Here is a 21,987-nt window from a genome sequence, read left to right as displayed (position 1 = left end):
GCGGCCGCTAAGAATGGCAGCCGTCGCTCAGCGCCGCGGGTCCCACCCGCGGCGTTTGTGCCGGAAGCACCACTGTCCCCCCGGACTGACGAGCGACCTCCGCGCTATTCGAAGAGGTCCATTTCGCCATGCCCAAGAACACCAACACTCGTGGTCATAGTCGCGCGCTGACCAAGCGCCACCGGATCGCGATCGCCGGGGTCGCCACGCTCGGCGCCGCCGCCGTCGCCTTCACCGCGATTCCGGGCGGGCAGACGACCACGTCGGAGGCGGCCGCCGCCCCGGGGCAGGTGGCCTACAGCTCCGAGCAGCTCACCGGGCTGCGGTCGGGCGTCTCCGAGCAGCTCGCCGGGGACAGCCTCCAGAGCAGGGCCATCGAGGCCAAGGAGAAGGCCGCGGCACGAGCCCTGGCCAAGGCGAAGGCCGAGGCCGCCGCCGAGAAGAAGGCCGCCGAGGCCTCCGCGAAGAAGAAGGCCGACCGGGAGCGCAAGGCGAAGGAGGCCGCGAGCCGGTCCGCCAAGCGCGTCCAGGTCAAGCCCGTGGCCGCCAAGACCTACGCCAACAACCTCGACGGCTGGATCAGGGAAGCCCTGGACATCATGGACGCCAAGGGCATCCCGGGCACGTACAACGGCCTGTACCGCAACATCATGCGGGAGTCCTCCGGCAACCCGAACGCCATCAACGGCTGGGACATCAACGCCATCAACGGCACGCCGTCGATCGGTCTGCTCCAGGTCATCAAGCCGACCTTCGACGCCTACCACGTCGCCGGCACCGCCTGGAGCCAGTACGACCCGGTCGCCAACATCACCGCCGCGGCGAACTACGCGGCCGACAAGTACGGGTCGATCGACAACGTCAACAGCGCGTACTGAGGCCGGCGCGGGCCTGCAGGTACACGGACCTCCCGTACGGCGAAGGGCGGCACCCCCAGCGGGTGCCGCCCTTCGCCGTCGTACCGGCAACGACTACTTGCGCATGACCTCGGGCTCGTGGCGGCGCAGGAAGCGGGCCACGAAGAAGCCGCAGATCACGCCGATGGCGATCAGGGCGGCCATGTCCATGCCCCAGGCGCCGACGGTGTTCTCCCACAGCGGGTCGTTGCTGTCGCCCTTGGCGGGCGGGCTGATCCGGTTGAAGTCGAGCGTGGCGCCCGCGGCGGCGACCGCCCAGCGCGACGGCATCAGGTACGACAGCTCGTTGACGCCGACCGAGTTGGCCAGCGGGAACAGGCAGCCGGTGAAGACGACCTGGACGATCGCGAACATCACCAGCAGCGGCATGGTCTTCTCGGCGGTCTTCACCAGGGCCGAGATGATCAGGCCGAACATCATCGCGGTGAAGCCCAGCGCCATGATCGGGATGCACAGCTCCAGCAGCGTCTGGCTGCCGAGGATCAGGCCCTCGTCCGGGATGGTGCGGCTGGAGAAGCCGATGATGCCGACCATCAGGCCCTGCAGGACGGTGATCACGCCGAGCACGAACACCTTGGACATCAGGTACGCCGACCGGGACAGGCCGGTGGCGCGCTCCCGCTCGTAGATGACCCGTTCCTTGATCAGCTCACGGACGGAGTTGGCGGCACCGGCGAAGCAGGCGCCCACCGCGAGGATCAGCAGGACGGTGAGGGCCGTGCCGTTGGCGACGGGCTTGCCGGTGGTGGGGTTGATCTCCGTGTTGACCAGGAGGTCCTTGCCCGAGTCGATGAGCAGGCTCACCGAGCCGAGGACGAGCGGCAGGATCACCGTCAGTGCCAGGAAGCCCTTGTCGGAGGCGATCACCGAGACATAGCGGCGCACCAGGGTGCCGAACTGGGACATCCAGCCCTGCGGCTTCGGCGGCCTCATCGCCTGCATCGGCGGCATCTGTACGGACTGTGGTGCGACGGCGTCGATGTCCGCGGCGTACATCTGGTAGTGCTGGGAGCCCTTCCAGCGTCCCGCCCAGTCGTAGTCGCGGTAGTTCTCGAAGGCGGAGAAGACGTCGGCCCAGGTGTCGTAGCCGAAGAAGTTCAGGGCCTCCTCCGGCGGACCGAAGTAGGCGACGGATCCGCCGGGCGCCATCACCAGGAGCTTGTCGCAGATCGCCAGTTCGGCCACGGAGTGCGTGACGACGAGGACCGTGCGGCCGTCGTCGGCGAGGCCGCGCAGCAGTTGCATGACGTCGCGGTCCATGCCCGGGTCGAGACCGGAGGTGGGCTCGTCCAGGAAGATCAGGGACGGCTTGGTGAGCAGCTCCAGGGCCACCGAGACGCGCTTGCGCTGGCCGCCGGAGAGGGAGGTGACCTTCTTCTCCTTGTGGATGTCCAGCTTCAGCTCGCGCAGCACCTCGTCGATGCGGTTCTCGCGCTCCTGCGCCGTGGTGTCGGCGGGGAAGCGCAGCTTGGCCGCGTACTTGAGGGCCTTCTTGACGGTCAGTTCCTTGTGCAGGATGTCGTCCTGCGGGACCAGACCGATGCGCTGGCGCAGCTCGGCGAACTGCTTGTAGAGGTTCCGGTTGTCGTAGAGGACATCGCCCTGGTTGGCGGGCCGGTAGCCGGTCAGCGCCTTGAGCAGGGTCGACTTGCCGGAACCGGACGGGCCGATGACCGCGATCAGCGACTTCTCCGGTACGCCGAAGGAGACGTCCTTCAGGATCTGCTTGCCGCCGTCGACCGTGACGGTCAGGTGGCGGGCCGAGAAGGAGATGTCACCGGTGTCGACGAACTCCTCGAGCCGGTCGCCGACCAGGCGGAACGTGGAGTGGCCGACGCCCACGATGTCGTTCGGGCCGAGCAGCTGCGAACCGCCCTTGGCGATCGGCTGGCCGTTGACGTAGGTGCCGTTGTGCGAGCCCAGGTCACGGATCTCGAAGCGGCCGTCGGGCGTGGCGTGGAACTCCGCGTGGTGGCGCGAGACCTGGAGGTCCGAGACGACCAGTTCGTTCTCCAGGGCACGGCCGATGCGCATCACGCGGCCGAGCGAGAACTGGTGGAACGTGGTCGGGCTGCGGTCGCCGTAGACCGGCGGCGCCCCCGCGCCACCACCGGGGCCCTGCTGCTGCGGGATCGGCGCGCCCGGGTGGGCCTGCTGCGGCTGCTGCCAGCCGGCCTGCGGGCCCGCCTGCTGCGGAGCCTGCTGCGGCGGCGCCTGCTGTGCCCAGCCCGGGTTCGCGCCCTGCGCGGCGTACGGCTGCTGCTGCGGCTGGGCCTGCGGCGAGGCAACGGCGGCCGCGGCACCGGAGAGGCTGACCAGCGGCCCGTCCGTCGCGTTGCCCAGGTTCACGACCGCGCCAGGGCCGAGCTCCAGCTGATGGATCCGCTGCCCCTGCACGAACGTGCCATTGGTGCTGCCGTGGTCCTCGATGACCCAACCACGGCCGTTGAAGCTGATCGTGGCGTGCCGCCAGGAGACCCTGGCGTCGTCGAGCACCACATCCCCCTGCGGATCACGTCCGAGGGTGTATGACCTGGACGGATCAAGCGTCCAGGTCCGTCCATTTGATTCCAGTACGAGTTCCGGCACTCCATGCCCCACTGAGTAGTCCCCCGAGTTACCCCCAACACAGGGAGTCTAGGGATGTCGAACATCGTCGGGAACTATTTCAGGCTGCACCCCCTGACCGAAAGTCGGGCCTTGTGAAGACCACGTTCATACGCATCGACCGGTTCCGTTGACGGGGTTGAAACCGACCCGGAGAGTGGGTAATCCACGCGAGGGGGACAGCGCGGCGACCGGCCGCGCCGCGGATCGGGGGGTCTGCCATGAGTGCGTCCATGAGCGTCGGGACCGCGAGGCCCGGCACAAGGCTGCCGTGGGGGGACATCCTGTTGTCCGCGATCGCCGCGGTGAGCTGGGCGTTGATCGGGATGGCGGGGACGGCCGCGCTCGGTCTGCATCTGCTGGGAGCGGACGAGACCGCCTCGCTGGGGCCGATGACCGCGGCTGTGGTGGCTCTTGGGGCGGGTGGTTCGGTCACTCCGTCCGGTGATGTGTCCGCGTTCGGTCTGACGGGCGCGCAGGCGGCGACCGCCATCGAGATCACGCCACTCGGCGTCGGACTGGTCGGAGCGCTCCTTTTGTCATGGTTCTTCCTCCGGTCCCTGCGCACGGCCGGGCTGGTGATCGCACCCTCCGAACTCCTCGCGCGGGCGGGCACGGTGGTCGCCCTGTTCGTGGCGATGCTCGGCGGGCTGGCCTGGGCCGGGAACGACGTCATCACGATCGACGGGAGCGCGCTGGGGCTCGACGACCTGCCCGGTGCGGGCGGCGGGGACGGCGGTGTCGAGATCCCCGGACTGGGCGACATCGGCGACATCGGGGGGCTGCTGCCCGACCGGATCGGCGACCTCGTCGACGCGCAGGCCGCCGTGGGCTTCACCGTGGACACCGCGCCGACGCTGCTCGGCGGACTCGGCTGGTGCGCCGGGGTGCTGCTGATCGCGCTGCTCGCCTCACGCCGTACGCCGCTCCCCCACGGCTGGGAGGCCGTCCACCGGGTGGTACGGCCGGCCGCGTCCGCCCTCGTCACGGTGCTGCTGATGGCGGTGGCCGCCGGGTTCGCGGCGGCGGCGTACGCGGCGATCGGCGACGACAACCCCAAACGGATCGCGGGCGCGGCGCTGCTGGGCGCGCCCAACGGGGTGTGGCTGGGCATTCCGATCGGCCTGTTCGTGCCGTTCGACGGCCGGGCCTCCGGGGTGCTGACGAACTTCCTGCCCGATCCGCTCGACCGGTTGCTGAACTCCGAGTCCGACCAGTCCGTGACGCTGGGACGGCTGGCCGAGCTGGACGGGCGGGTGTGGCTGCTGGGTGTCGCCACGGCGCTGATGATGCTGCTCGCCGGGGTGCTGACGGCGGTGCGGACGCCTGTGATGGAGCGTGGTGCGGGGACCGGTGCGGCGCCGGGTGCCGAGGCCGGCGCGGGCCCCGGTGCGGTCGTGCGGGATCCGGGTGCTCTGCGCTTCGCGGGCCGGTGCGCGCTGCGGCTGGGGATCGGCACGGCGCTGGCCCTGCCGCTGCTCGCCTGGCTGACCGAGGTCTCCGTGGACGCCTCCCTGTCCGTGCTGGGCTTCAACGCCTTCGGCGCCGGCATCACCCTCGACGGCAACCTCGGCATGGCCCTGCTCCTCGGCGCGCTGTGGGGCGCGGGGGTGGGGGCGGTGGGGGCGCTGCTCGCCCGTGCCACGGGTGCGGCGGGGCAGCGGGCGGCGGTGCTGGCGCTGGGGGACGTGGGGGCGCCGGGGCCGGGGGATGCGGGTGGTCGGGGTGCGTACGTGGCCGGGGCCGGCGGGGCTGTCGAGTCCGGGGGGCCTGGGGTGCCTGGTGGGATGTCGTATTCCGCAGGGGCCGGACCGTCCGGAGGGGGCGGCGAGGCCAGGGGGCCCGGTGGGGCCGGGTCCGGCTGGCAGGGGCCGTATGCCGGCGGGGCGCCGGGAGTACCAGGAGCGCCGGGCAGGCCGCGTGGAGGGACGGGTGGGAGTCGGTCCGGGCCGTACGCCTCCGGGGCGCCTTACCGGCCGCCGAATCCGGCGACCAATCCCTATCTGCAGGTGCCGGAGGAGATCGTCCGGGAACCGGAGGACGCCCGGCCACCCGGGTCGGGGCAGGGGCGCCGGCCCGCGCAGATGCCGGAGGACGCCCGGCCACCCGGCGCGGGGCAGGAGCGCGGGGGCACGGCGCCGCCCGGGAACCCGCGGCCCGGAGAGAGGCGGTACGGCGAGGCGTCGCCGTACGAGGGGGCGGGGACCGGGGCCGGGTCCGCCGGGGATGCGCGTTCGGCGGAGGAGGCGTCGTCGTGGCCGGACGTCTCGCAGTCGCCGGGTGACGACATGTACGGCGCTCCGACGGTGGCCCGTTCGATCGATCCGCCTCCTCGCTCGCCCCGGCCGTCGGGAAGGACCGCGCAGCCGGAGGGCGAGGACCGTCCGTCGTCCGCGCCGCAGAAACGGCGCCCGCCTCCACCGCCTCCTCCCCCGCCCCCTCCGCCGCCTCCCAGGGGGCCGAAGGGACGACGATGACGAACCGCGGCGGGACGCGCGCGGCGGGCTGACACGGGGACGCCCGCTCTCGCGCGCGCCTGCCTGCTCCGGGTCCAGGCCCGGCACGGACCGGTCCGCGCTCACCGTTTGTCACGCCGCCGCGCCACCCGTGCACGCTGCGCAAACACCCCCACGCCGTAAGATCCACGACACCTGCCCGTCGCCCACTGTTCCGTGTCCGTCAGACGGACCTCCTGCGCGGAATGCGCTGAGTGCCGGATACGGTGGGAACACCATGAGCCCTTCGCAGACCTCGAGCTCCGACGTCCCCACCCTTCTCGTGAAGATCTTCGGGAAGGACAGGCCGGGCATCACCGCCGGACTCTTCGACACCCTCGCCGCCTTCTCCGTCGACGTGGTCGACATCGAGCAGGTCGTCACCCGTGGCCGCATGGTGCTGTGCGCGCTCGTGACCGCGCCGCCGAGTGGGCTGGAGGGCGATCTGCGGTCCACCGTCCACAGTTGGGCGGAGTCGGTGAAGATGCAGGCGGAGATCATCTCCGGCCGTGGTGACAACCGGCCGCGCGGCCTGGGCCGTTCCCTGGTGACGGTCCTCGGGCACCCGCTCACCGCGGAGGCGACGGCGGCGGTGGCCGGTCGGATCACCCGGACCGGCGGCAACATCGACCGTATCTTCCGGCTCGCCAAGTACCCCGTGACCGCGGTGGAGTTCGCGGTGTCGGGTGTGGAGACCGAACCGCTGCGCACGGCCCTGGTGACCGACGCGGCGATGCTCGGCGTCGATGTCGCCGTCGTCGCGGCGGGGCTGCACCGGCGGGCCCAGCGGCTGATCGTCATGGACGTGGACTCGACGCTCATCCAGGACGAGGTGATCGAGCTCTTCGCGGCGCACGCCGGCTGTGAGGACGAGGTCGCCGAGGTGACGGCGGCGGCGATGCGCGGGGAGCTGGACTTCGAGCAGTCGCTGCACGCGCGCGTGGCGCTGCTGAAGGGGCTGGACGCCTCGGTGGTGGACAAGGTCCGCAGCGAGGTGCGGCTGACGCCGGGGGCACGGACGCTGATCCGCACGCTGAAGCGGCTCGGCTACCAAGTGGGCGTGGTGTCCGGTGGGTTCACCCAGGTCACCGACGACCTCAAGGACCGGCTCGGGCTGGACTTCGCCCATGCCAACACCCTGGAGATCGTCGACGGCAGGCTGACCGGCAAGGTCACCGGGGAGATCGTGGACCGGGCGGGCAAGGCGCGGCTGCTGCGCCGGTTCGCCGCGGAGGCGGGCGTACCGCTGGCCCAGACGGTGGCGATCGGCGACGGCGCCAACGACCTGGACATGCTGAACGCGGCCGGACTCGGGGTCGCCTTCAACGCCAAGCCGGTGGTGCGGGAGGCCGCGCACACCGCGGTGAACTTCCCCTTCCTCGACACGGTCCTGTACCTGCTGGGCGTCACCCGTGAAGAGGTCGAGGCGGCGGACATGCACGACGAGGACTGAGCGACGTACCGCATGGTGAGGGGCCCGGCACCGCCGGGCCCCTCACGCGCGTCTACAGGGGTTCTCGGGGGTGGGGTCAGTCGGACGGGGCCCAGTAGTCCAGCAGCGTGGCGACGCCCGGTTCCAGGGCCTTCCAGGAGCCGCTGAAGGACAGGACGGCGAAGGCGGCGGCCGGGAAGCCGCGGCCGCTCATCCGGTCGCGCGCGTCGCCCTCGGCGGAGCCGGCGAGGATGTCGGCGAGACCCTGGACGCCCGGGTTGTGGCCGATCAGGACGACGTTCTGCGCGTCGTCGGGGGTCTCGTTGAGCAGAGCGATCAGTTCGCCGGGAGAGGCGTCGTAGATCCGCTCCTCGTAGACCGTTTTCGGCCGGTGCGGGAACTCCTGGACGGCGAGTTTCCATGTCTCGCGTGTCCGGGTCGCCGTGGAGCACAGGGCCAGATCGAAGGAGAGACCGGTGTCGGTCAGCCTCCGTCCGGCCTCCACCGCTTCCTTGCGGCCCCGGTCGGCGAGCGGCCGCTCATGGTCGGTCACCTGTGGCCAGTCGGCTTTCGCATGCCGGAAGAGGACAATCCTGCGGGGTTCTGCGACGCTCATGGGATCCAGCTTCGCACGAAACACGCCATGGGGCGCAGGGAGTTGACCGGGCGGATCAGGCCGTGCTCAGCCCGCTATGAGCTGCCGCAGGTGCTCCAGGAGACGGGTGACGGCGGGGTCGCCGGTCGCCGCGTGCGCGTCCGACGGGTTCAGCATCAGCGCCAGGAGCACGACGAAGGCGAGCGTCGGCAGAGCCAGGGCCCACCAGGGCAGGCGCATGTCGACGCCGCCCCGGGACGCCGGGTGGGGCGGAGTCTGCGTAGGGGCCGACATGAGTGCCTCCGCTCGTCTTCGAGTGGTCCGTGATCCGCCTCTCGCGGTCACATCTCGAAGCTACGGGCTCCGCGCCTCTCAACCCATCCGGTGATCCACCCAGTTGACCCTGACACTCGCCCCCTAGGGGACAGGGGGGTTACCCCCACCCCGGCCCCCTCGGACTAGCGCTCTCAGGGTGAGGCGATCGTCGCGATGACGGCGATGATGATGAAGATGGCGAAGAACGAGCCGAAGACGAGCAGCATCTTCTTCTGGCCGTTCTGGGGGTTCGGCTCGAGCACTGGCATACGGCAAGTCTCGCACTCCCCGGATCCGGGGCCCACGGCGGGGCATCCCGCTCAGCGGACCGCCTCGTCCTCCACCGTACGGTTGCGCCCCGCCAGGACGCCCACCACCATCTGCGGGATCATCAGGGCGGTCATGAGAGCGATCGGCAGCCCCCAGCCGCCGCTGCTCTGGTAGAGCACGCCGACCAGGAGCGGGCCCGGGATGGAGATCAGATAGCCGGTGCTCTGCGCGAAGGCCGACAGCTTGGCGACGCCCACGCCGGTCCTGGCCCGCATCCCGACCATGGTGAGCGCCAGCGGGAAGGCGCAGTTGGCGATGCCGAGCAGGAGGGCCCAGGCCCAGGCGCCGGCGGCCGGGGCGAGGTACAGGCCGGCGTAGCCGGCGAGCCCGCACACGCCGAGCGCGACCACGATCGGGCCCTGGTGCGGCAGCCGGGTGGCCAGGCGCGGGATGACGAAGGCCAGCGGCACGCCCATCACCATGGTGACGGCCAGCAGCAGCCCGGCCGTGGACGCCGGAACGCCCGTGTCCCGGAAGATCTGCGCCATCCAGCCCATCGTGATGTAGGCGGCGGTGGCCTGGAGCCCGAAGAACACCGCGAGCGCCCAGGCGGTACGGCTCCGGGTGATGCGCACGGTAGGGGCGGCCTCCTCGCGCGCGGGGCTCCGCCCGGGCGGCGACGCGGGGGCCCGCCCGGCCGAGGAGGCGGTGTCCCGCTCGTCCGGGGTCGCTCCCCGGTCCCGGACGAGCGGGACCCACGGCACCACCGCCGTGGCCGCCAGGACGGCCCACAGGGCGAGCCCGGGCTGCCAGCTGCCGCCCAGGGCGTCGGTCATCGGCACGGTCACCGCGGCGGCCGCCGCGGTGCCGAGGGCGACCGCCATGGAGTACAGACCGGTCATGGAGCCCACCCGGTCCGGGAACCAGCGCTTGACGATGACCGGCATCAGGACGTTGCTGACGGCGATCCCCATGAGGGCCAGGGCACTGGCGGCCAGGAACCCGGCCGTGCTCCCCGCGTACGGGCGTACGAGCAGGCCCGTCGTGATGGCGAGCATGCCCGCGCACACCACGGCGGCAGGACCGAAGCGGCGGGCCAGGCGGGGGGCCAGGCCGCCGAAGAGGGCGAAGCAGAGCGGGGGCATGGAGGTGAGGAGCCCGGCGACGCTGCCGCTCATGCCGAGGCCGTCGCGGACTTCCTCGAGGAGGGCGCCGAGGCTGGTGATGGCCGGGCGGAGGTTCAGGGCGGACAGCACGATGCCGACGACGACCAGACGCACCGCCCACGCGCGCGGGGCGGGCATCGCGGCGCCCTGGGCATCGGCGGCCCCGTCACCGGCCGCGCCGCTCCGCGCGTCGGTGGCCGAACTGCGTACGGTCGTGGACGTCGTCGTCCGTATTTCCTCACGTGCCATGAGACCCATCATAGAATCATGGGATGATTGGTTGTCCATCCTCGGGTCGCCCGCACCGGCCCCGCCCGTGCGAAGGTGTGCCATGCCTCTGAGCCATCCCCGCCGGTCGGCGCTGTCCGAGCAGGTCATCGCCGCACTGCGTACCCAGATCACCTCGGGCGAGTGGCCGGTCGGTTCCCGGATCCCGACGGAGCCCGAACTGGTCGAGCAGCTCGGTGTGGCCCGCAACACCGTCCGCGAGGCCGTGCGCGCGCTGGCGCACAACGGCCTGCTGGACATCCGCCAGGGCTCGGGAACGTACGTCGCGGCGACCAGCGAGCTGGCGGGTGTGATGCACCGCCGCTTCGCCGACGCCGATCCCCGGCACATCGCCGAGCTGCGCTCCACCCTGGAGTCGTCCGCCGCCCGGCTGGCCGCCGTGCGGCGCACGGAGAAGGACCTCAAGCAGCTCGACGCGCTCCTGGTGCGGCGCGAGGAGGCCTGGGAGTCGGGCGACGCGGAGACCTTCGTGGCCGCGGACGCCACCTTCCACCTCGCGGTGGTGGCCGCCTCCCACAACGACGTGATGACCGAGATGTACGCCGACCTGGGCGAGGTGCTGCGGGACTGGCTGCGTGAGGACATCGGCGAGGAGCTGACGCCTGAGACGCACATGGACCACGCGCGGCTCGTCGACGCGATCCGGACGGGCGACGCGGCGGTGGCCGCCGAGGAGGCGGCCGGCTATCCGTTCCTGTGCCGTCCGGGGCGGCTCAGCGCGCCAGCTTCCGGTGACTGACCCACACCGCCCGCACCTCTTTCCAGCAACGGCCGGTCAGACGCACGGTCTGCGCGGGGCCGGCCTCGACCTGGGCGCCGTCGCTGTCGATGTCCCACCAGCGGTCGCACTCGATGTGCAGCCTGACGCCGTCCACGCGCGGATACGGGTTGTGGCAGTACGCCGTCACCCGGGAACCGTCGACCCTGCTGTGGCAGGAGGCGCCGAACAGTTCCGGCTCGGCGGCCTCGCGCGCCTCCACGCGCGCGTGCGGCAGCGCGTCGTACGGCAGGGACAGCACGACGGAGACGGCCACGGTCACTGAGGCCAGGCTGCGGGACATGCGCACAAGGGGACCTCCTCGGCCGTACTGGGGAGGGAATCGCGGAGTGAACGCGTAATCCAGCGTGCCCAGTTGCGGCCGGTGCGCGCCCGGCCTGGTGGGCCGAACGGGTGAGGGCCCGCGTCCCGGAGGACGCGGGCCCCGCACATCGGTACAGCCCCGCACATCGCTACGGAGGTGTCAGGCGCCGATCGCGTGCAGACCGCCGTCGACGTGGATGATCTCGCCGGTGGTCTTCGGGAACCAGTCGCTCAGCAGGGCGACGACGCCCTTGCCGGCCGGCTCCGGGTCCTTGAGGTCCCACTCCAGAGGCGAGCGCTCGTCCCACACGGCGGCCAGGTCGCTGAAGCCCGGGATGGACTTGGCGGCCATGGAGCCGATCGGGCCCGCGGAGATCAGGTTGCAGCGGATGTTCTGCTTGCCCAGGTCCCGGGCCATGTAACGGCTGGTGGCCTCCAGGGCGGCCTTGGCCGGGCCCATCCAGTCGTACTGCGGCCAGGCGTACTGCGCGTCGAAGGTGAGGCCGACGACTGAGCCGCCGTTCTGCATCAGCGGCAGGCAGGCCATGGTCAGCGACTTCAGGGAGTACGCCGAGACGTGCATGGCGGTGGCCACGGACTCGAACGGCGTGTTGAGGAAGTTGCCGCCGAGCGCGTCCTGCGGCGCGAAGCCGATGGAGTGCACGACGCCGTCGAGGCCGCCGAGCTCCTCGCCGACGAGGTCGGCCAGCCGCGCGAGGTGCTCGCCGTTGGTGACGTCGAGCTCGATGACCTTGGCCGGCTTGGGCAGCTTCCTGGCGATGCGCTCGGTCAGCGTGGGCCGCGGGAACGCGGTCAGGATGATCTCCGCGCCCTGCTCCTGGGCCAGCTTGGCGGCGTGGAAGGCGATGGAGGACTCCATCAGCACACCGGTGATCAGGACGCGCTTGCCCTCGAGAATTCCGCTCATGGTGATCAGTGACCCATTCCCAGTCCGCCGTCAACGGGGATGACGGCTCCAGTGATGTACGAAGCGTCGTCCGAGGCGAGGAACCGCACCGTCGCGGCGATCTCCTCCGGCTGCGCGTACCGGCCGAGCGGCACCTGCGACACGATGCCGGCGCGCTGCTCGTCGGTGAGGACCTTGGTCATGTCGGTGTCGACGAAACCGGGCGCCACGACGTTGAAGGTGATGTTGCGCGAGCCCAGCTCACGGGCGAGGGAACGCGCGAAGCCGACCAGGGCGGCCTTGGATGCGGCGTAGTTCGCCTGTCCCGGCGAGCCGTACAGCCCGACCACCGACGAGATCAGGACGACGCGGCCCTTCTTGGCGCGCAGCATGCCGCGGTTGGCGCGCTTGACCACCCGGAAGGTGCCGGTGAGGTTGGTGTCGATGACCGAGGTGAAGTCCTCCTCGGACATCCGCATCAGGAGCTGGTCCTTGGTGACGCCGGCGTTGGCGATCAGGACCTCGACCGGGCCGTGCTCGGCCTCGATCTCCTTGTAGGCCTGCTCCACCTGCTCGGGGTCGGTGATGTCGCACTTGACGGCCAGGAAGCCGGACGGCGGCTCCCCCGAGCGGTACGTGATGGCGACCTTGTCGCCGGCGTCGGCGAATGCGCGGGCGATGGCGAGGCCGATGCCCCGGTTGCCTCCGGTGACGAGAACCGAGCGGCTCAACGGATCACCCTTTCGATAGCGGTCTGACACACCCGCCCGAACACCTGGATGACAGGCGGCTTCTCCGAAAACCTATCGGGCCCGGCCCCCGCGCGGACATTCGGGCACCCACAGTGGCTCGGGGGACTCACTGTCGGGTCCCTACAGAAAGTGCGGACTCCGGGCACAAACGTGTGGTCCGCGGACCCGTGGCCGCGACATGATCGGGGCAACCGCCGGTCACAGTCATGCCTACAGGAAGAGACCCAGGTGCCTCATACCATCGACGAAGCCTTCACGGCGCTCCCCCTACGTGCCCTCGCCGACGCCGCGCTGGCACGCGCGCGTGCGCTGGGCGCGGCGCACGCGGACTTCCGGTTCGAGCGGGTGCGCAGCGCGTCCTGGCGGCTGCGGGACGCCAAGCCCTCCGGGACGTCGGACACCACCGACCTCGGGTACGCGGTGCGGGTCGTGCACGGCGGCACCTGGGGGTTCGCCTCGGGCGTGGACCTGACCCTGGACGCGGCCGCCAAGGTCGCCTCGCAGGCGGTGCAGATGGCGAAGCTGTCCGCGCAGGTGATCAAGGCGGCCGGGTCGGACGAGCGTGTGGAACTGGCGGACGAGCCGGTGCACGCCGAGAAGACGTGGATCTCGTCGTACGAGATCGATCCGTTCAGCGTGCCCGACGAGGAGAAGGCCGCGCTGCTCGCGGACTGGAGCGCGCGGCTGCTGGCGGCGGACGGCGTCAACCATGTCGACGCCTCGCTGCTCACCGTCCATGAGAACAAGTTCTACGCCGACACCGCCGGGACCGTGACCACCCAGCAGCGCGTCCGGCTGCACCCGTCGCTGACCGCCGTGTCGGTCGACGAGTCGAGCGGCGAGTTCGACTCCATGCGCACCATCGCACCGCCGGTCGGACGCGGCTGGGAGTACCTGACCGGGACCGGCTGGGACTGGGACGACGAGCTGGCGCGGATCCCGGAGCTACTCGCCGAGAAGATGCGCGCGCCGAGCGTCGAGGCGGGCGTCTACGACCTCGTCGTGGACCCGTCCAACCTGTGGCTGACCATCCACGAGTCCATCGGCCACGCCACCGAGCTGGACCGCGCGCTCGGCTACGAGGCCGCCTACGCCGGCACCTCCTTCGCCACCTTCGACCAGCTGGGCAAGCTGCGCTACGGCTCCGATCTGATGAACGTGACGGGCGACCGCACCGCCGAGCACGGGCTCGCGACCATCGGCTACGACGACGAGGGCGTCGCGGGCCAGTCCTGGGACCTGGTGAAGGACGGCACGCTCGTCGGCTACCAGCTGGACCGGCGGATCGCGAAGCTGACCGGGTTCGAGCGGTCCAACGGGTGCGCGTTCGCCGACTCCCCCGGCCATGTGCCCGTGCAGCGGATGGCCAACGTGTCCCTGCAGCCGGATCCGGCCGGGATGTCGACCGAGGATCTGATCGGCAGCGTGGACCGCGGGATCTATGTCGTCGGGGACCGGTCCTGGTCCATCGACATGCAGCGCTACAACTTCCAGTTCACCGGCCAGCGGTTCTTCAGGATCGAGAACGGGCGGATCACCGGGCAGCTGCGGGACGTGGCGTACCAGGCGACGACCACCGACTTCTGGGGCTCGATGGCCGCGGTGGGCGGTCCGCAGACCTATGTCCTGGGTGGCGCCTTCAACTGCGGCAAGGCCCAGCCGGGCCAGGTCGCGGCCGTCTCGCACGGCTGCCCGTCGGCCCTCTTCAAGGGCGTCAACATCCTCAACACCACGCAGGAGGCCGGTCGATGAGCGCCCGCACCAGCAAGCCGTACGAGATCGTCGAGCGTGCCCTCGCGCTGTCCCGGGCCGACGGCTGTGTGGTGATCGCCGACGAGCAGTCGACCGCCAACCTGCGCTGGGCGGGCAACGCGCTGACCACGAACGGCGTGACGCGCGGGCGGACCCTCACGGTCGTCGCGACCGTCGACGGCCAGGAGGGCACCGCCTCCGGTGTCGTCTCCCGCTCGGCCGTGACCGAGGACGAGCTGGAGCCCCTGGTACGGGCCGCCGAGGCCGCCGCGCGCGGGGCCGGACCCGCCGAGGACGCCCGGCCGCTGGTCACCGGCGTACCGGTGTCGCCCGACTTCACGGACGCGCCGGCCGAGACCTCGTCCGCCGTGTTCGCCGACTTCGCGCCGGCGCTCGGCGAGGCCTTCGCACGCGCGCGTGCGGGCGGTCGGGAGCTGTACGGCTTCGCCAACCACGAGCTGGTCTCCAGCTATCTCGGCACGTCGACGGGGCTGCGGCTGCGGCACGACCAGCCGAACGGCACGCTGGAGCTGAACGCCAAGTCTCCGGACCGCACCCGCTCGGCGTGGGCGGGCCGCTCCACCCGGGACTTCAAGGACGTCGACCCGGCGGCGCTGGACGCGGAGCTCGCCGTCCGGCTCGGCTGGGCGGAGCGGCGCATCGAGCTGCCCGCCGGGCGGTACGAGACGCTGCTTCCGCCGACGGCCGTCGCGGACCTGCTGATCTACCAGATGTGGTCGGCGTCGGGCCGGGACGCGGTCGAGGGCCGCACGGTGTTCTCCAAGCCGGGCGGCGGCACGCGCGTGGGCGAGAAGCTCACCGATCTGCCGCTGACGCTGCGCAGCGACCCGAACGAGCCGGGCCTTGAGTCCGCGCCCTTCGTGCTCGTGCACTCCTCCGGGGGCGACCAGTCGGTCTTCGACAACGGGCTGCCGCTGTCCGCCACCGAGTGGGTGCGGCAGGGCCAGCTGAGCGGTCTGCTGACCAGCCGGCACAGCGCGGACCTGACCGGGCTGCCGGTCGCGCCGGGGATCGACAACCTGATCCTGGACGGGGGCGAGGACAAATCCCTGGAGGAGATGGTCGCGAACACCGAGCGCGGGCTGCTGCTGACCTGCCTCTGGTACATCCGCGAGGTCGACCCGGCCACGCTGCTGCTCACCGGCCTGACCCGGGACGGCGTCTATCTCGTCGAGAACGGCGAGGTCAGCGGCGAGGTGAACAACTTCCGGTTCAACGAGTCGCCGGTCGATCTGCTGGGCCGGGCCACGGAGGCCGGGCGCACGGAAAAGACGCTGCCGCGAGAGTGGAGCGACTGGTTCACTAGGGCTGCGATGCCGGCCCTGCGGGTGCCGGACTTCAATATGAGCTCTGTCAGTCAGGGCGTATAACCTCGTACCTGATTACGAGCGAAACCAAGGAGATACGAGAACCGTGACGGACATCGTCGACGAACTGAAGTGGCGCGGGCTGATCGCCCTCTCCACTGACGAGGACGCAATGCGCAAGGCGTTCGCGGACGGTCCCGTCACGTTCTATTGCGGGTTCGACCCGACCGCGCCCAGCCTGCACCTCGGCAACCTCGTGCAGATCCTGACGATGCGCCGGATCCAGCAGGCGGGCAACCGTCCGCTGGGCCTCGTGGGCGGTGCGACGGGCCTGATCGGCGACCCCAAGCCGACCGCGGAGCGGACGCTGAACTCGCCGGACGTCGTGGCCCAGTGGGTCGAGCGGCTCCGGGGGCAGATCACCCCGCTCCTCGACTTCGAGGGCCCGAACGCCGCGATCATGGTCAACAACCTGGACTGGACCCAGGGACTGTCGGCCATCGAGTTCCTGCGGGATGTCGGCAAGTACTTCCGGGTCAACAAGATGATCGCGAAGGAGGCCGTCGCCCGGCGGCTCAACTCCGACGCGGGCATCGGCTACACGGAGTTCAGCTACCAGATCCTCCAGGGCATGGACTTCCTGGAGCTGTTCCGCAGGCACGGCTGCACGCTGCAGACCGGCGGCAGCGACCAGTGGGGCAACCTCACCTCGGGCACCGACCTGATCCACCGGGTCGAGCCCGACGCCGTGGTGCACGCGCTGGCCACTCCGCTGATCACCAAGGCCGACGGCACCAAGTTCGGCAAGACGGAGTCCGGCACGGTCTGGCTCGACCCCGAGATGACCACGCCGTACGCCTTCTACCAGTTCTGGTTGAACGCGGACGACCGGGACGTCTCCAAGTTCCTGCGCATCTTCAGCTTCCGGTCCCGCGAGGAGATCGAGGAGCTGGAGCAGCAGACCGAGGAGCGGCCGCAGGCCCGGGCCGCGCAGCGGGCGCTCGCCGAGGAGCTGACGACCCTGGTCCACGGCGCCGACCAGACGGCCGCGGTGATCGCCGCGAGCCGCGCGCTCTTCGGGCAGGGCGAGCTGGCGGAGCTGGACGACAAGACGCTGACGGCCGCCCTGTCGGAGGTGCCGCACGTCCGGGTCGCCGAGCTCGGTCCCGTGGTCGACCTGTTCGCCGAGGTCGGTCTCGTGGCCAGCAAGTCCGCCGCGCGGCGGACCGTGAAGGAGGGCGGGGCCTACGTGAACAACGTGAAGGTCACGGCGGAGGACGCGGTCGCCTCGAAGGACGAGCTGCTGCACGGGCGGTGGCTGGTGCTGCGGCGCGGCAAGAAGAACCTGGCGGCGGTCGAGGTCACGGGCGCCTGAGCCACACGCGAAGGGGACGGTTCCCGGTATCGGCAACCGCCCCCTTCGCTCGCCTGCCCTCAGGTTCTCTGCTTGTTCCTTCCCAGCGTCGCCATGTAGAGCATGTCGCCCACCAGGACGATGACCACCGCGGCGATGAGCTGGAAGGCGTGGCGGCTCCAGTCGATGCCCGACGTCGCGTCGACGCCGAAGGCGCGGGCGAGGGCGTTGCCGGCGATGGCTCCCAGCATGCCGAAGATGGTCGTCAGCCAGAGGGGGCTGTGTTGTTTGCCCGGGATGATCGCCTTCGCGATCAGGCCCAGCACGAATCCGACGATGATCGCCCACAACCAGCCCATGGCTGCCTCCTTGTACGGCTCGACGTGAGCATTACGCCCAGTGTCGGCCCGTACGCGCTACGCCGCATGTCGGCCTCGCCCGTACGCGCTACGGCCCGGTCGGATCGGCCCGATCCGGGGCGCCCCGGTCTCGTAGGCGGCGCAGGCCAGGCGTAACGTGGGAGCTGTCCGGGCCCGGTTCCCCGACGGGGGACGGACCTGGTGCGGTACGGGGAGGGGCCGATGCGGGCGGATGGTGGAATGTGATGCGGAAGCAGCATGACGGCGGCAACGCCCAGGTGTTCCGGATCACCGGAGCCCGGACGGGGCTCCAGGAGGATGTGCGCGGGCGGCAGCGCCGGTACGTCATCTCGATGACGGTCCGCACGATCGCGGTGATCCTCGCGGCCACCCTGTGGAACGTCGAACGGCACGTCGCGATCGTTGCCCTGGTGCTCGGCATGGTGCTGCCGTATGTCGCCGTGGTGGTCGCCAACGCGGGGCGGGAGAACGCGCCGTCACTGCCGTCGACGTTCGTGACCGCGCCGACCCCGCCGATGATCCTCCCGCCGCGTGCGGAGGAGGCCGGCGCCGCGCCCCAGGACGGCTTCGCGGAACCCGGTCCGGAGGACGTGAGGGCCGATCCGACACCCGGTGCGCGCTCCGGACCGCACGAGCGGGCGTGATCATGGCGCATCCGTATCGGGTGCGCCGGAAGCGGAAGTCAGGCCCCCACCAAGCTCAAGAAAAGCTCAGATCAATCATGTTGTTCCGGTGCCGGGCGGTGGGTTACCCGTGACATACTTCGTAGGCGCTCCGCATCCCCCGTCGGAGCGACAGACCGACGCCGGGCAGCTCCCCCCGTGGCTGCTCGGCGTCGCCTTTTGTGCGTGCTTTCTTGTGCGCCGATCGGGTTAGGGTCGGGCTGTGATCGTCCCTGACCCCGATACCCCGATCTGTTCCGCGAAGGGCTGCCGCGCGGCCGCCGTGTGGGTCCTCGCCTGGAACAACCCGAAGCTGCACACGCCGGAGCGGCGCAAGACGTGGCTGGCGTGCGAGGAGCATCGCGAGCATCTGTCGCAGTTCCTCGGCGTCCGGGGCTTTCTCAAGGACGTGGTGAGGTTCGAGGACTGGACGGCGCCGGAGGGCTCCTAAGGTCTGTCCGGCGGAGGACAGCCCCTAGCCGCCGATCGCCGACATGGGCCGGTCCGGCTGGACGAAGGTCGGGTCGTCCAGGCCCGCGCCCGCCTTCTTGCCCCACATCGCCAGGCGCCAGATGCGGGCGATCTCCTCGTCGCCGGCGCCGGAGCGCAGGGCGGCGCGCAGGTCGGTCTCCTCGCGGGCGAACAGGCAGGTGCGGACCTGGCCGTCGGCGGTGAGCCGGGTGCGGTCGCAGGCCGCGCAGAACGGGCGGGTGACGGAGGCGATGACCCCGACCACATGCGGGCCGCCGTCGACGATCCAGCGCTCGGCGGGGGCCGAGCCGCGCTTCTCGGAACCCTCCTCGGTGAGCTCGAAGCGGGTGCGCAGGGAGGTGAGGATGTCCCCTGCGGTGATCATGCCGTCGCGCTTCCAGCCGTGCTGGGCGTCCAGGGGCATCTGCTCGATGAAGCGCAGTTCGTAGTCGTGCTCCACCGCCCAGGCCAGCAGGTCCGGGGCCTCGTCCTCGTTGAGCCCGGGCATCAGGACCGAGTTGACCTTGACCGGGGTCAGGCCCGCGTCCCGGGCGGCCTCCAGGCCGGCGAGGACGTCCTGGTGGCGGTCCCGGCGGGTGAGGGTCTTGAAGACGTCGGGGCGCAGGGTGTCCAGGGAGACGTTGACCCGGTCCAGGCCGGCCGTCTTCAGGGCGGTCGCGGTGCGCTTGAGGCCGATGCCGTTGGTGGTCAGCGACATCTGGGGGCGCGTGTCCAGGGCGGCGACCCGCTCGACGATGCCGACCAGGCCGGGCCGCAGCAGGGGCTCGCCGCCGGTGAAGCGGACCTCCTCGATGCCCAGGGAGGTGACGGCGATGTCGATCAGACGGACGATCTCGTCGTCGGTGAGCAGGTCGGGCTTGGCCAGCCACTGCAGGCCCTCCTCGGGCATGCAGTAGGTGCACCGCAGATTGCAGCGGTCGGTCAGCGAGACCCTCAGGTCGGTGGCCTGCCGGCCGTAGGTGTCGATGAGCACGTGGGCCCCCTCCCTCGTCACACTGTTTCCGTCACCTGTGAGCCTACGTGAGACGTCTGACATCGACAGGGCCCGAACCCACGACGTACGACGCGGCCGCGTCGTAGAGAACTACGACGCGGCCGCGCGGGGGACGTGCTCAGTGGGCGCCGGTGCCGGTCAGGGACCGGACCTCCAGCTCCGCGTACTTCTTGACGTCGGGCTCCTCCTTGGACAGGACGGTGCCGAGCCAGCCCATCAGGAAGCCGAACGGGATGGAGATGATGCCCGGGTTCTTCAGCGGGAACCAGGCGAAGTCCACGTCGGGGAACATCGCCTTGGGGTCACCGGAGACGACGGGCGAGAACAGCACCAGACCGACGGCGACGATCAGACCGCCGTAGATCGACCACAGCGCGCCCTGGGTGGTGAACCGCTTCCAGAACAGGCTGTAGAGGATCGTCGGCAGGTTGGCGGAGGCCGCGACCGCGAAGGCCAGGGCGACCAGGCCGGCGACGTTGAGGTCGCGGGCGAGGGCGCCGAGGAGGATGGAGACGGCGCCGATGCCGATGGTCGCGAGGCGGGCGGCCCTGACCTCCTCCTTCTCGGTGGCCTGGCCCTTCCTGATGACGTTCGCGTAGATGTCGTGCGCGAACGACGAGGACGAGGCCAGGGTCAGGCCGGCGACGACCGCCAGGATCGTCGCGAAGGCCACCGCCGAGATGGTGGCGAGCAGGATCGCGCCCCAGGCCGAGTCCACGCCGCCCAGATGCAGGGCGAGCAGTGGCGCCGCGGTGTTGCCGGACGGGTTGGACGCGATGATCTCGTCCTGCGAGATCAGTGCGGCGGCGCCGAAGCCGAGCGCGATGGTCATCAGGTAGAAGCCGCCGATGATGCCGATCGCCCAGTTCACGGACTTCCGGGCGGCCTTGGCGTTGGGCACCGTGTAGAAGCGGATCAGGATGTGCGGCAGACCGGCGGTGCCGAGGACCAGGGCGATGCCGAGGGAGATGAAGTCCAGCTTGGTGGTGCCGGTCGCGCCGTACTGGAGGCCGGGCTCCAGGAAGGCGGCGCCCTTGCCGCTGTTCTCGGCGGCCGTGCCCAGCAGGTCGGAGATATTGAAGTTGAACTTCAGCAGCACCAGGAAGGTGATCAGGATGGTGCCGCCGATGAGCAGCACGGCCTTGACCATCTGGACCCAGGTGGTGCCCTTCATGCCGCCGATGGAGACGTACACGATCATCAGGACGCCGACGAGGGCGACGATGAGGATCTTGCCGGCGTCGGAGGTGATGCCGAGCAGCAGCGAGACGAGGACGCCCGCGCCCGCCATCTGGGCCAGCAGGTAGAAGATCGACACGACGATCGTGGACGTACCGGCCGCCGTGCGCACCGGGCGCTGGCGCATGCGGTACGCGAGGACGTCACCCATGGTGTAGCGGCCGGAGTTCCTCAGCGGCTCGGCCACCAGGAGCAGCGCCACCAGCCAGGCGACCAGGAAGCCGATGGAGTACAGGAAGCCGTCGTATCCGAAGAGGGCGATGGCGCCCGCGATGCCGAGGAAGGACGCGGCGGACATGTAGTCGCCGGAGACGGCGAGGCCGTTCTGGAAGGCGCTGAAGGACCGGCCGCCGGCGTAGAAGTCCGCGGCGTCCTTGGTCTGGCGGCCCGCCCAGACGGTGATGAAGAGGGTCGCGACCACGAAGAGCGCGAACAGGGTGATGATCAGTGGCCGGTGTTCGCTGGCCTCGTTGGCCGCGAGCTGCACATGGGTCATCGCGGGGCTCATGCGCCGCCCTCCATTCGGGTCTTGATGGCCTCGGCCTTGGGGTCGAGCTTCGCGGCGGCATGCCGCGAGTACCACCAGGCGATGAGGAAGGTGGTGACGAACTGGGCGATACCGAAGACGAACGCCACGTTGATGTTGCCGACGACCTTGGTGCCCATGAAGTCGCCCGCGTAGTTCGAGAGCAGGACGTACAGCAGGTACCAGGCGATGAAGCCGACGGTCAGCGGGAAGGCGAAGGAGCGGTAGGAGCGGCGCAGTTCACCGAACTCCGCGCTCTCGTGCACCTCGGTGAACTCCTCGGGGGAGGGGAGTTTGTGTTGTTCTTTCGAGGGTGGCGGTGCGTCGGTGGCCACGGAGTCTCCTCGCGTTGCGGGTGCGGTTGTGACGGGGATCGGGGGCGAGTGTCCTCGCGCTCCCTGCCCAAGGTCACGGCGGCGCGCAAGGACCGGTTCA

Annotated in this window: 21 protein-coding genes; 9 read left to right on the top strand and 12 right to left on the bottom strand. The window is 70.7% G+C overall.

Annotated features, from left to right (window positions below; translation table 11 throughout):
• Positions 1-128 precede the first annotated feature (128 nt).
• Entirely contained in the window at positions 129-878 is a 750-nt protein-coding gene (locus K4B79_RS07080; protein ID WP_232025392.1) for a transglycosylase SLT domain-containing protein, read from the top strand.
• 93 nt (positions 879-971) lie between these two features.
• Here the strand turns inward: K4B79_RS07080 and K4B79_RS07075 are convergent, their stop codons facing one another.
• Complete coding sequence (locus tag K4B79_RS07075) at positions 972-3,506, bottom strand: ABC transporter ATP-binding protein/permease (protein ID WP_232025391.1); 2,535 nt, start codon at positions 3,504-3,506, stop codon at positions 972-974.
• Between the two features lie 251 nt (positions 3,507-3,757).
• Here K4B79_RS07075 and K4B79_RS07070 point away from each other — a divergent pair, with 251 nt between their 5' ends.
• Together K4B79_RS07070 and serB are read left to right on the top strand one after the other, a co-directional pair.
• Positions 3,758-6,001: a streptophobe family protein gene (locus K4B79_RS07070; RefSeq protein ID WP_232025390.1), complete on the top strand. Its 2,244-nt coding sequence runs from the start codon at positions 3,758-3,760 to the stop codon at positions 5,999-6,001.
• 256 nt (positions 6,002-6,257) lie between these two features.
• On the top strand, positions 6,258-7,472 hold the full coding sequence (serB, locus tag K4B79_RS07065; RefSeq protein WP_232025389.1) for a phosphoserine phosphatase SerB: 1,215 nt from the start codon (positions 6,258-6,260) through the stop codon (positions 7,470-7,472).
• 76 nt (positions 7,473-7,548) lie between these two features.
• Here serB and K4B79_RS07060 read toward each other — a convergent pair whose 3' ends face one another.
• From K4B79_RS07060 to K4B79_RS07050, 4 genes are all read right to left on the bottom strand, one after another.
• Positions 7,549-8,067: a SixA phosphatase family protein gene (locus K4B79_RS07060; protein ID WP_232025388.1), complete on the bottom strand. Its 519-nt coding sequence runs from the start codon at positions 8,065-8,067 to the stop codon at positions 7,549-7,551.
• A 66-nt stretch (positions 8,068-8,133) separates the two neighbouring features.
• Positions 8,134-8,340 (bottom strand): hypothetical protein, encoded by a 207-nt coding sequence (locus K4B79_RS07055; RefSeq protein ID WP_232025387.1) that lies wholly within the window; start codon positions 8,338-8,340, stop codon positions 8,134-8,136.
• A gap of 173 nt (positions 8,341-8,513) precedes the next feature.
• Positions 8,514-8,630 carry an SGM_5486 family transporter-associated protein gene (locus K4B79_RS47685; protein ID WP_269463113.1) on the bottom strand — a complete coding sequence of 39 codons (117 nt, stop codon included), beginning with the start codon at positions 8,628-8,630 and terminating at the stop codon, positions 8,514-8,516.
• A gap of 51 nt (positions 8,631-8,681) precedes the next feature.
• Positions 8,682-10,046 carry a CynX/NimT family MFS transporter gene (locus K4B79_RS07050; protein WP_374208428.1) on the bottom strand — a complete coding sequence of 455 codons (1,365 nt, stop codon included), beginning with the start codon at positions 10,044-10,046 and terminating at the stop codon, positions 8,682-8,684.
• An 82-nt stretch (positions 10,047-10,128) separates the two neighbouring features.
• Between K4B79_RS07050 and K4B79_RS07045 the strand changes: the two genes are divergently transcribed.
• Positions 10,129-10,824 carry a FadR/GntR family transcriptional regulator gene (locus K4B79_RS07045; protein ID WP_232025385.1) on the top strand — a complete coding sequence of 232 codons (696 nt, stop codon included), beginning with the start codon at positions 10,129-10,131 and terminating at the stop codon, positions 10,822-10,824.
• Here the strand turns inward: K4B79_RS07045 and K4B79_RS07040 are convergent.
• From K4B79_RS07040 to fabG, 3 genes are all read right to left on the bottom strand, one after another.
• On the bottom strand, positions 10,799-11,152 hold the full coding sequence (locus K4B79_RS07040) for a hypothetical protein (RefSeq protein ID WP_232025384.1): 354 nt from the start codon (positions 11,150-11,152) through the stop codon (positions 10,799-10,801). The genes K4B79_RS07045 and K4B79_RS07040 overlap by 26 nt on opposite strands.
• A 174-nt stretch (positions 11,153-11,326) precedes the next feature.
• Positions 11,327-12,094 (bottom strand): enoyl-ACP reductase FabI, encoded by a 768-nt coding sequence (gene fabI / locus K4B79_RS07035; protein ID WP_232025383.1) that lies wholly within the window; start codon positions 12,092-12,094, stop codon positions 11,327-11,329.
• Between the two features lie 5 nt (positions 12,095-12,099).
• Entirely contained in the window at positions 12,100-12,804 is a 705-nt protein-coding gene (gene fabG, locus K4B79_RS07030; protein WP_232025382.1) for a 3-oxoacyl-[acyl-carrier-protein] reductase, read from the bottom strand.
• A 249-nt stretch (positions 12,805-13,053) separates the two neighbouring features.
• On the opposite strand from fabG, the gene K4B79_RS07025 reads away from it, so the two are divergent.
• Genes K4B79_RS07025 through tyrS form a run of 3 tightly spaced genes read left to right on the top strand, consistent with a single transcriptional unit; the run spans position 13,054 to position 17,280 of the window.
• On the top strand, positions 13,054-14,577 hold the full coding sequence (locus tag K4B79_RS07025) for a TldD/PmbA family protein (RefSeq protein ID WP_232025381.1): 1,524 nt from the start codon (positions 13,054-13,056) through the stop codon (positions 14,575-14,577).
• Positions 14,574-15,968, top strand: a complete 1,395-nt coding sequence (locus K4B79_RS07020) for a metallopeptidase TldD-related protein (protein ID WP_232025380.1) — start codon at positions 14,574-14,576, stop codon at positions 15,966-15,968. Before K4B79_RS07025 ends, K4B79_RS07020 begins: the two co-directional genes overlap by 4 nt.
• Positions 15,969-16,011: 43 nt before the next feature.
• Complete coding sequence (gene tyrS / locus K4B79_RS07015; protein WP_232025379.1) at positions 16,012-17,280, top strand: tyrosine--tRNA ligase; 1,269 nt, start codon at positions 16,012-16,014, stop codon at positions 17,278-17,280.
• A 59-nt stretch (positions 17,281-17,339) separates the two neighbouring features.
• Here tyrS and K4B79_RS07010 read toward each other — a convergent pair whose 3' ends face one another.
• The gene (locus K4B79_RS07010; protein ID WP_232025378.1) at positions 17,340-17,618 is read right to left on the bottom strand and encodes a GlsB/YeaQ/YmgE family stress response membrane protein; all 279 of its coding nucleotides are present in this window, start codon (positions 17,616-17,618) and stop codon (positions 17,340-17,342) included.
• A gap of 245 nt (positions 17,619-17,863) precedes the next feature.
• On the opposite strand from K4B79_RS07010, the gene K4B79_RS07005 reads away from it, so the two are divergent.
• Positions 17,864-18,283 (top strand): DUF3099 domain-containing protein, encoded by a 420-nt coding sequence (locus K4B79_RS07005; protein ID WP_232025377.1) that lies wholly within the window; start codon positions 17,864-17,866, stop codon positions 18,281-18,283.
• Positions 18,284-18,524: 241 nt separating this feature from the next.
• Positions 18,525-18,752 carry a hypothetical protein gene (locus K4B79_RS07000; RefSeq protein ID WP_232025376.1) on the top strand — a complete coding sequence of 76 codons (228 nt, stop codon included), beginning with the start codon at positions 18,525-18,527 and terminating at the stop codon, positions 18,750-18,752.
• A gap of 24 nt (positions 18,753-18,776) precedes the next feature.
• Here the strand turns inward: K4B79_RS07000 and moaA are convergent, their stop codons facing one another.
• The 3 genes from moaA to K4B79_RS06985 all read right to left on the bottom strand — a co-directional run bounded on the left by moaA (position 18,777) and on the right by K4B79_RS06985 (position 21,887).
• On the bottom strand, positions 18,777-19,766 hold the full coding sequence (moaA, locus tag K4B79_RS06995; protein ID WP_232025375.1) for a GTP 3',8-cyclase MoaA: 990 nt from the start codon (positions 19,764-19,766) through the stop codon (positions 18,777-18,779).
• 139 nt (positions 19,767-19,905) lie between these two features.
• Complete coding sequence (locus tag K4B79_RS06990; RefSeq protein WP_232025374.1) at positions 19,906-21,534, bottom strand: solute symporter family protein; 1,629 nt, start codon at positions 21,532-21,534, stop codon at positions 19,906-19,908.
• A complete protein-coding gene (locus K4B79_RS06985) occupies positions 21,531-21,887 on the bottom strand; it encodes a DUF485 domain-containing protein (RefSeq protein WP_232025373.1) in 357 nt (118 codons plus the stop codon). Before K4B79_RS06985 ends, K4B79_RS06990 begins: the two co-directional genes overlap by 4 nt.
• Between the last annotated feature and the right edge of the window lie 100 nt (positions 21,888-21,987).

The sequence above is a fragment of the Streptomyces lincolnensis genome, from assembly GCF_021173675.1.
GTDB classification, from domain to species: Bacteria; Actinomycetota; Actinomycetes; order Streptomycetales; family Streptomycetaceae; genus Streptomyces; species Streptomyces lincolnensis_B.
The sequence above is the reverse complement of the archived record's forward strand: the minus strand, read 5'-3'. Positions and strand labels throughout refer to the sequence as shown.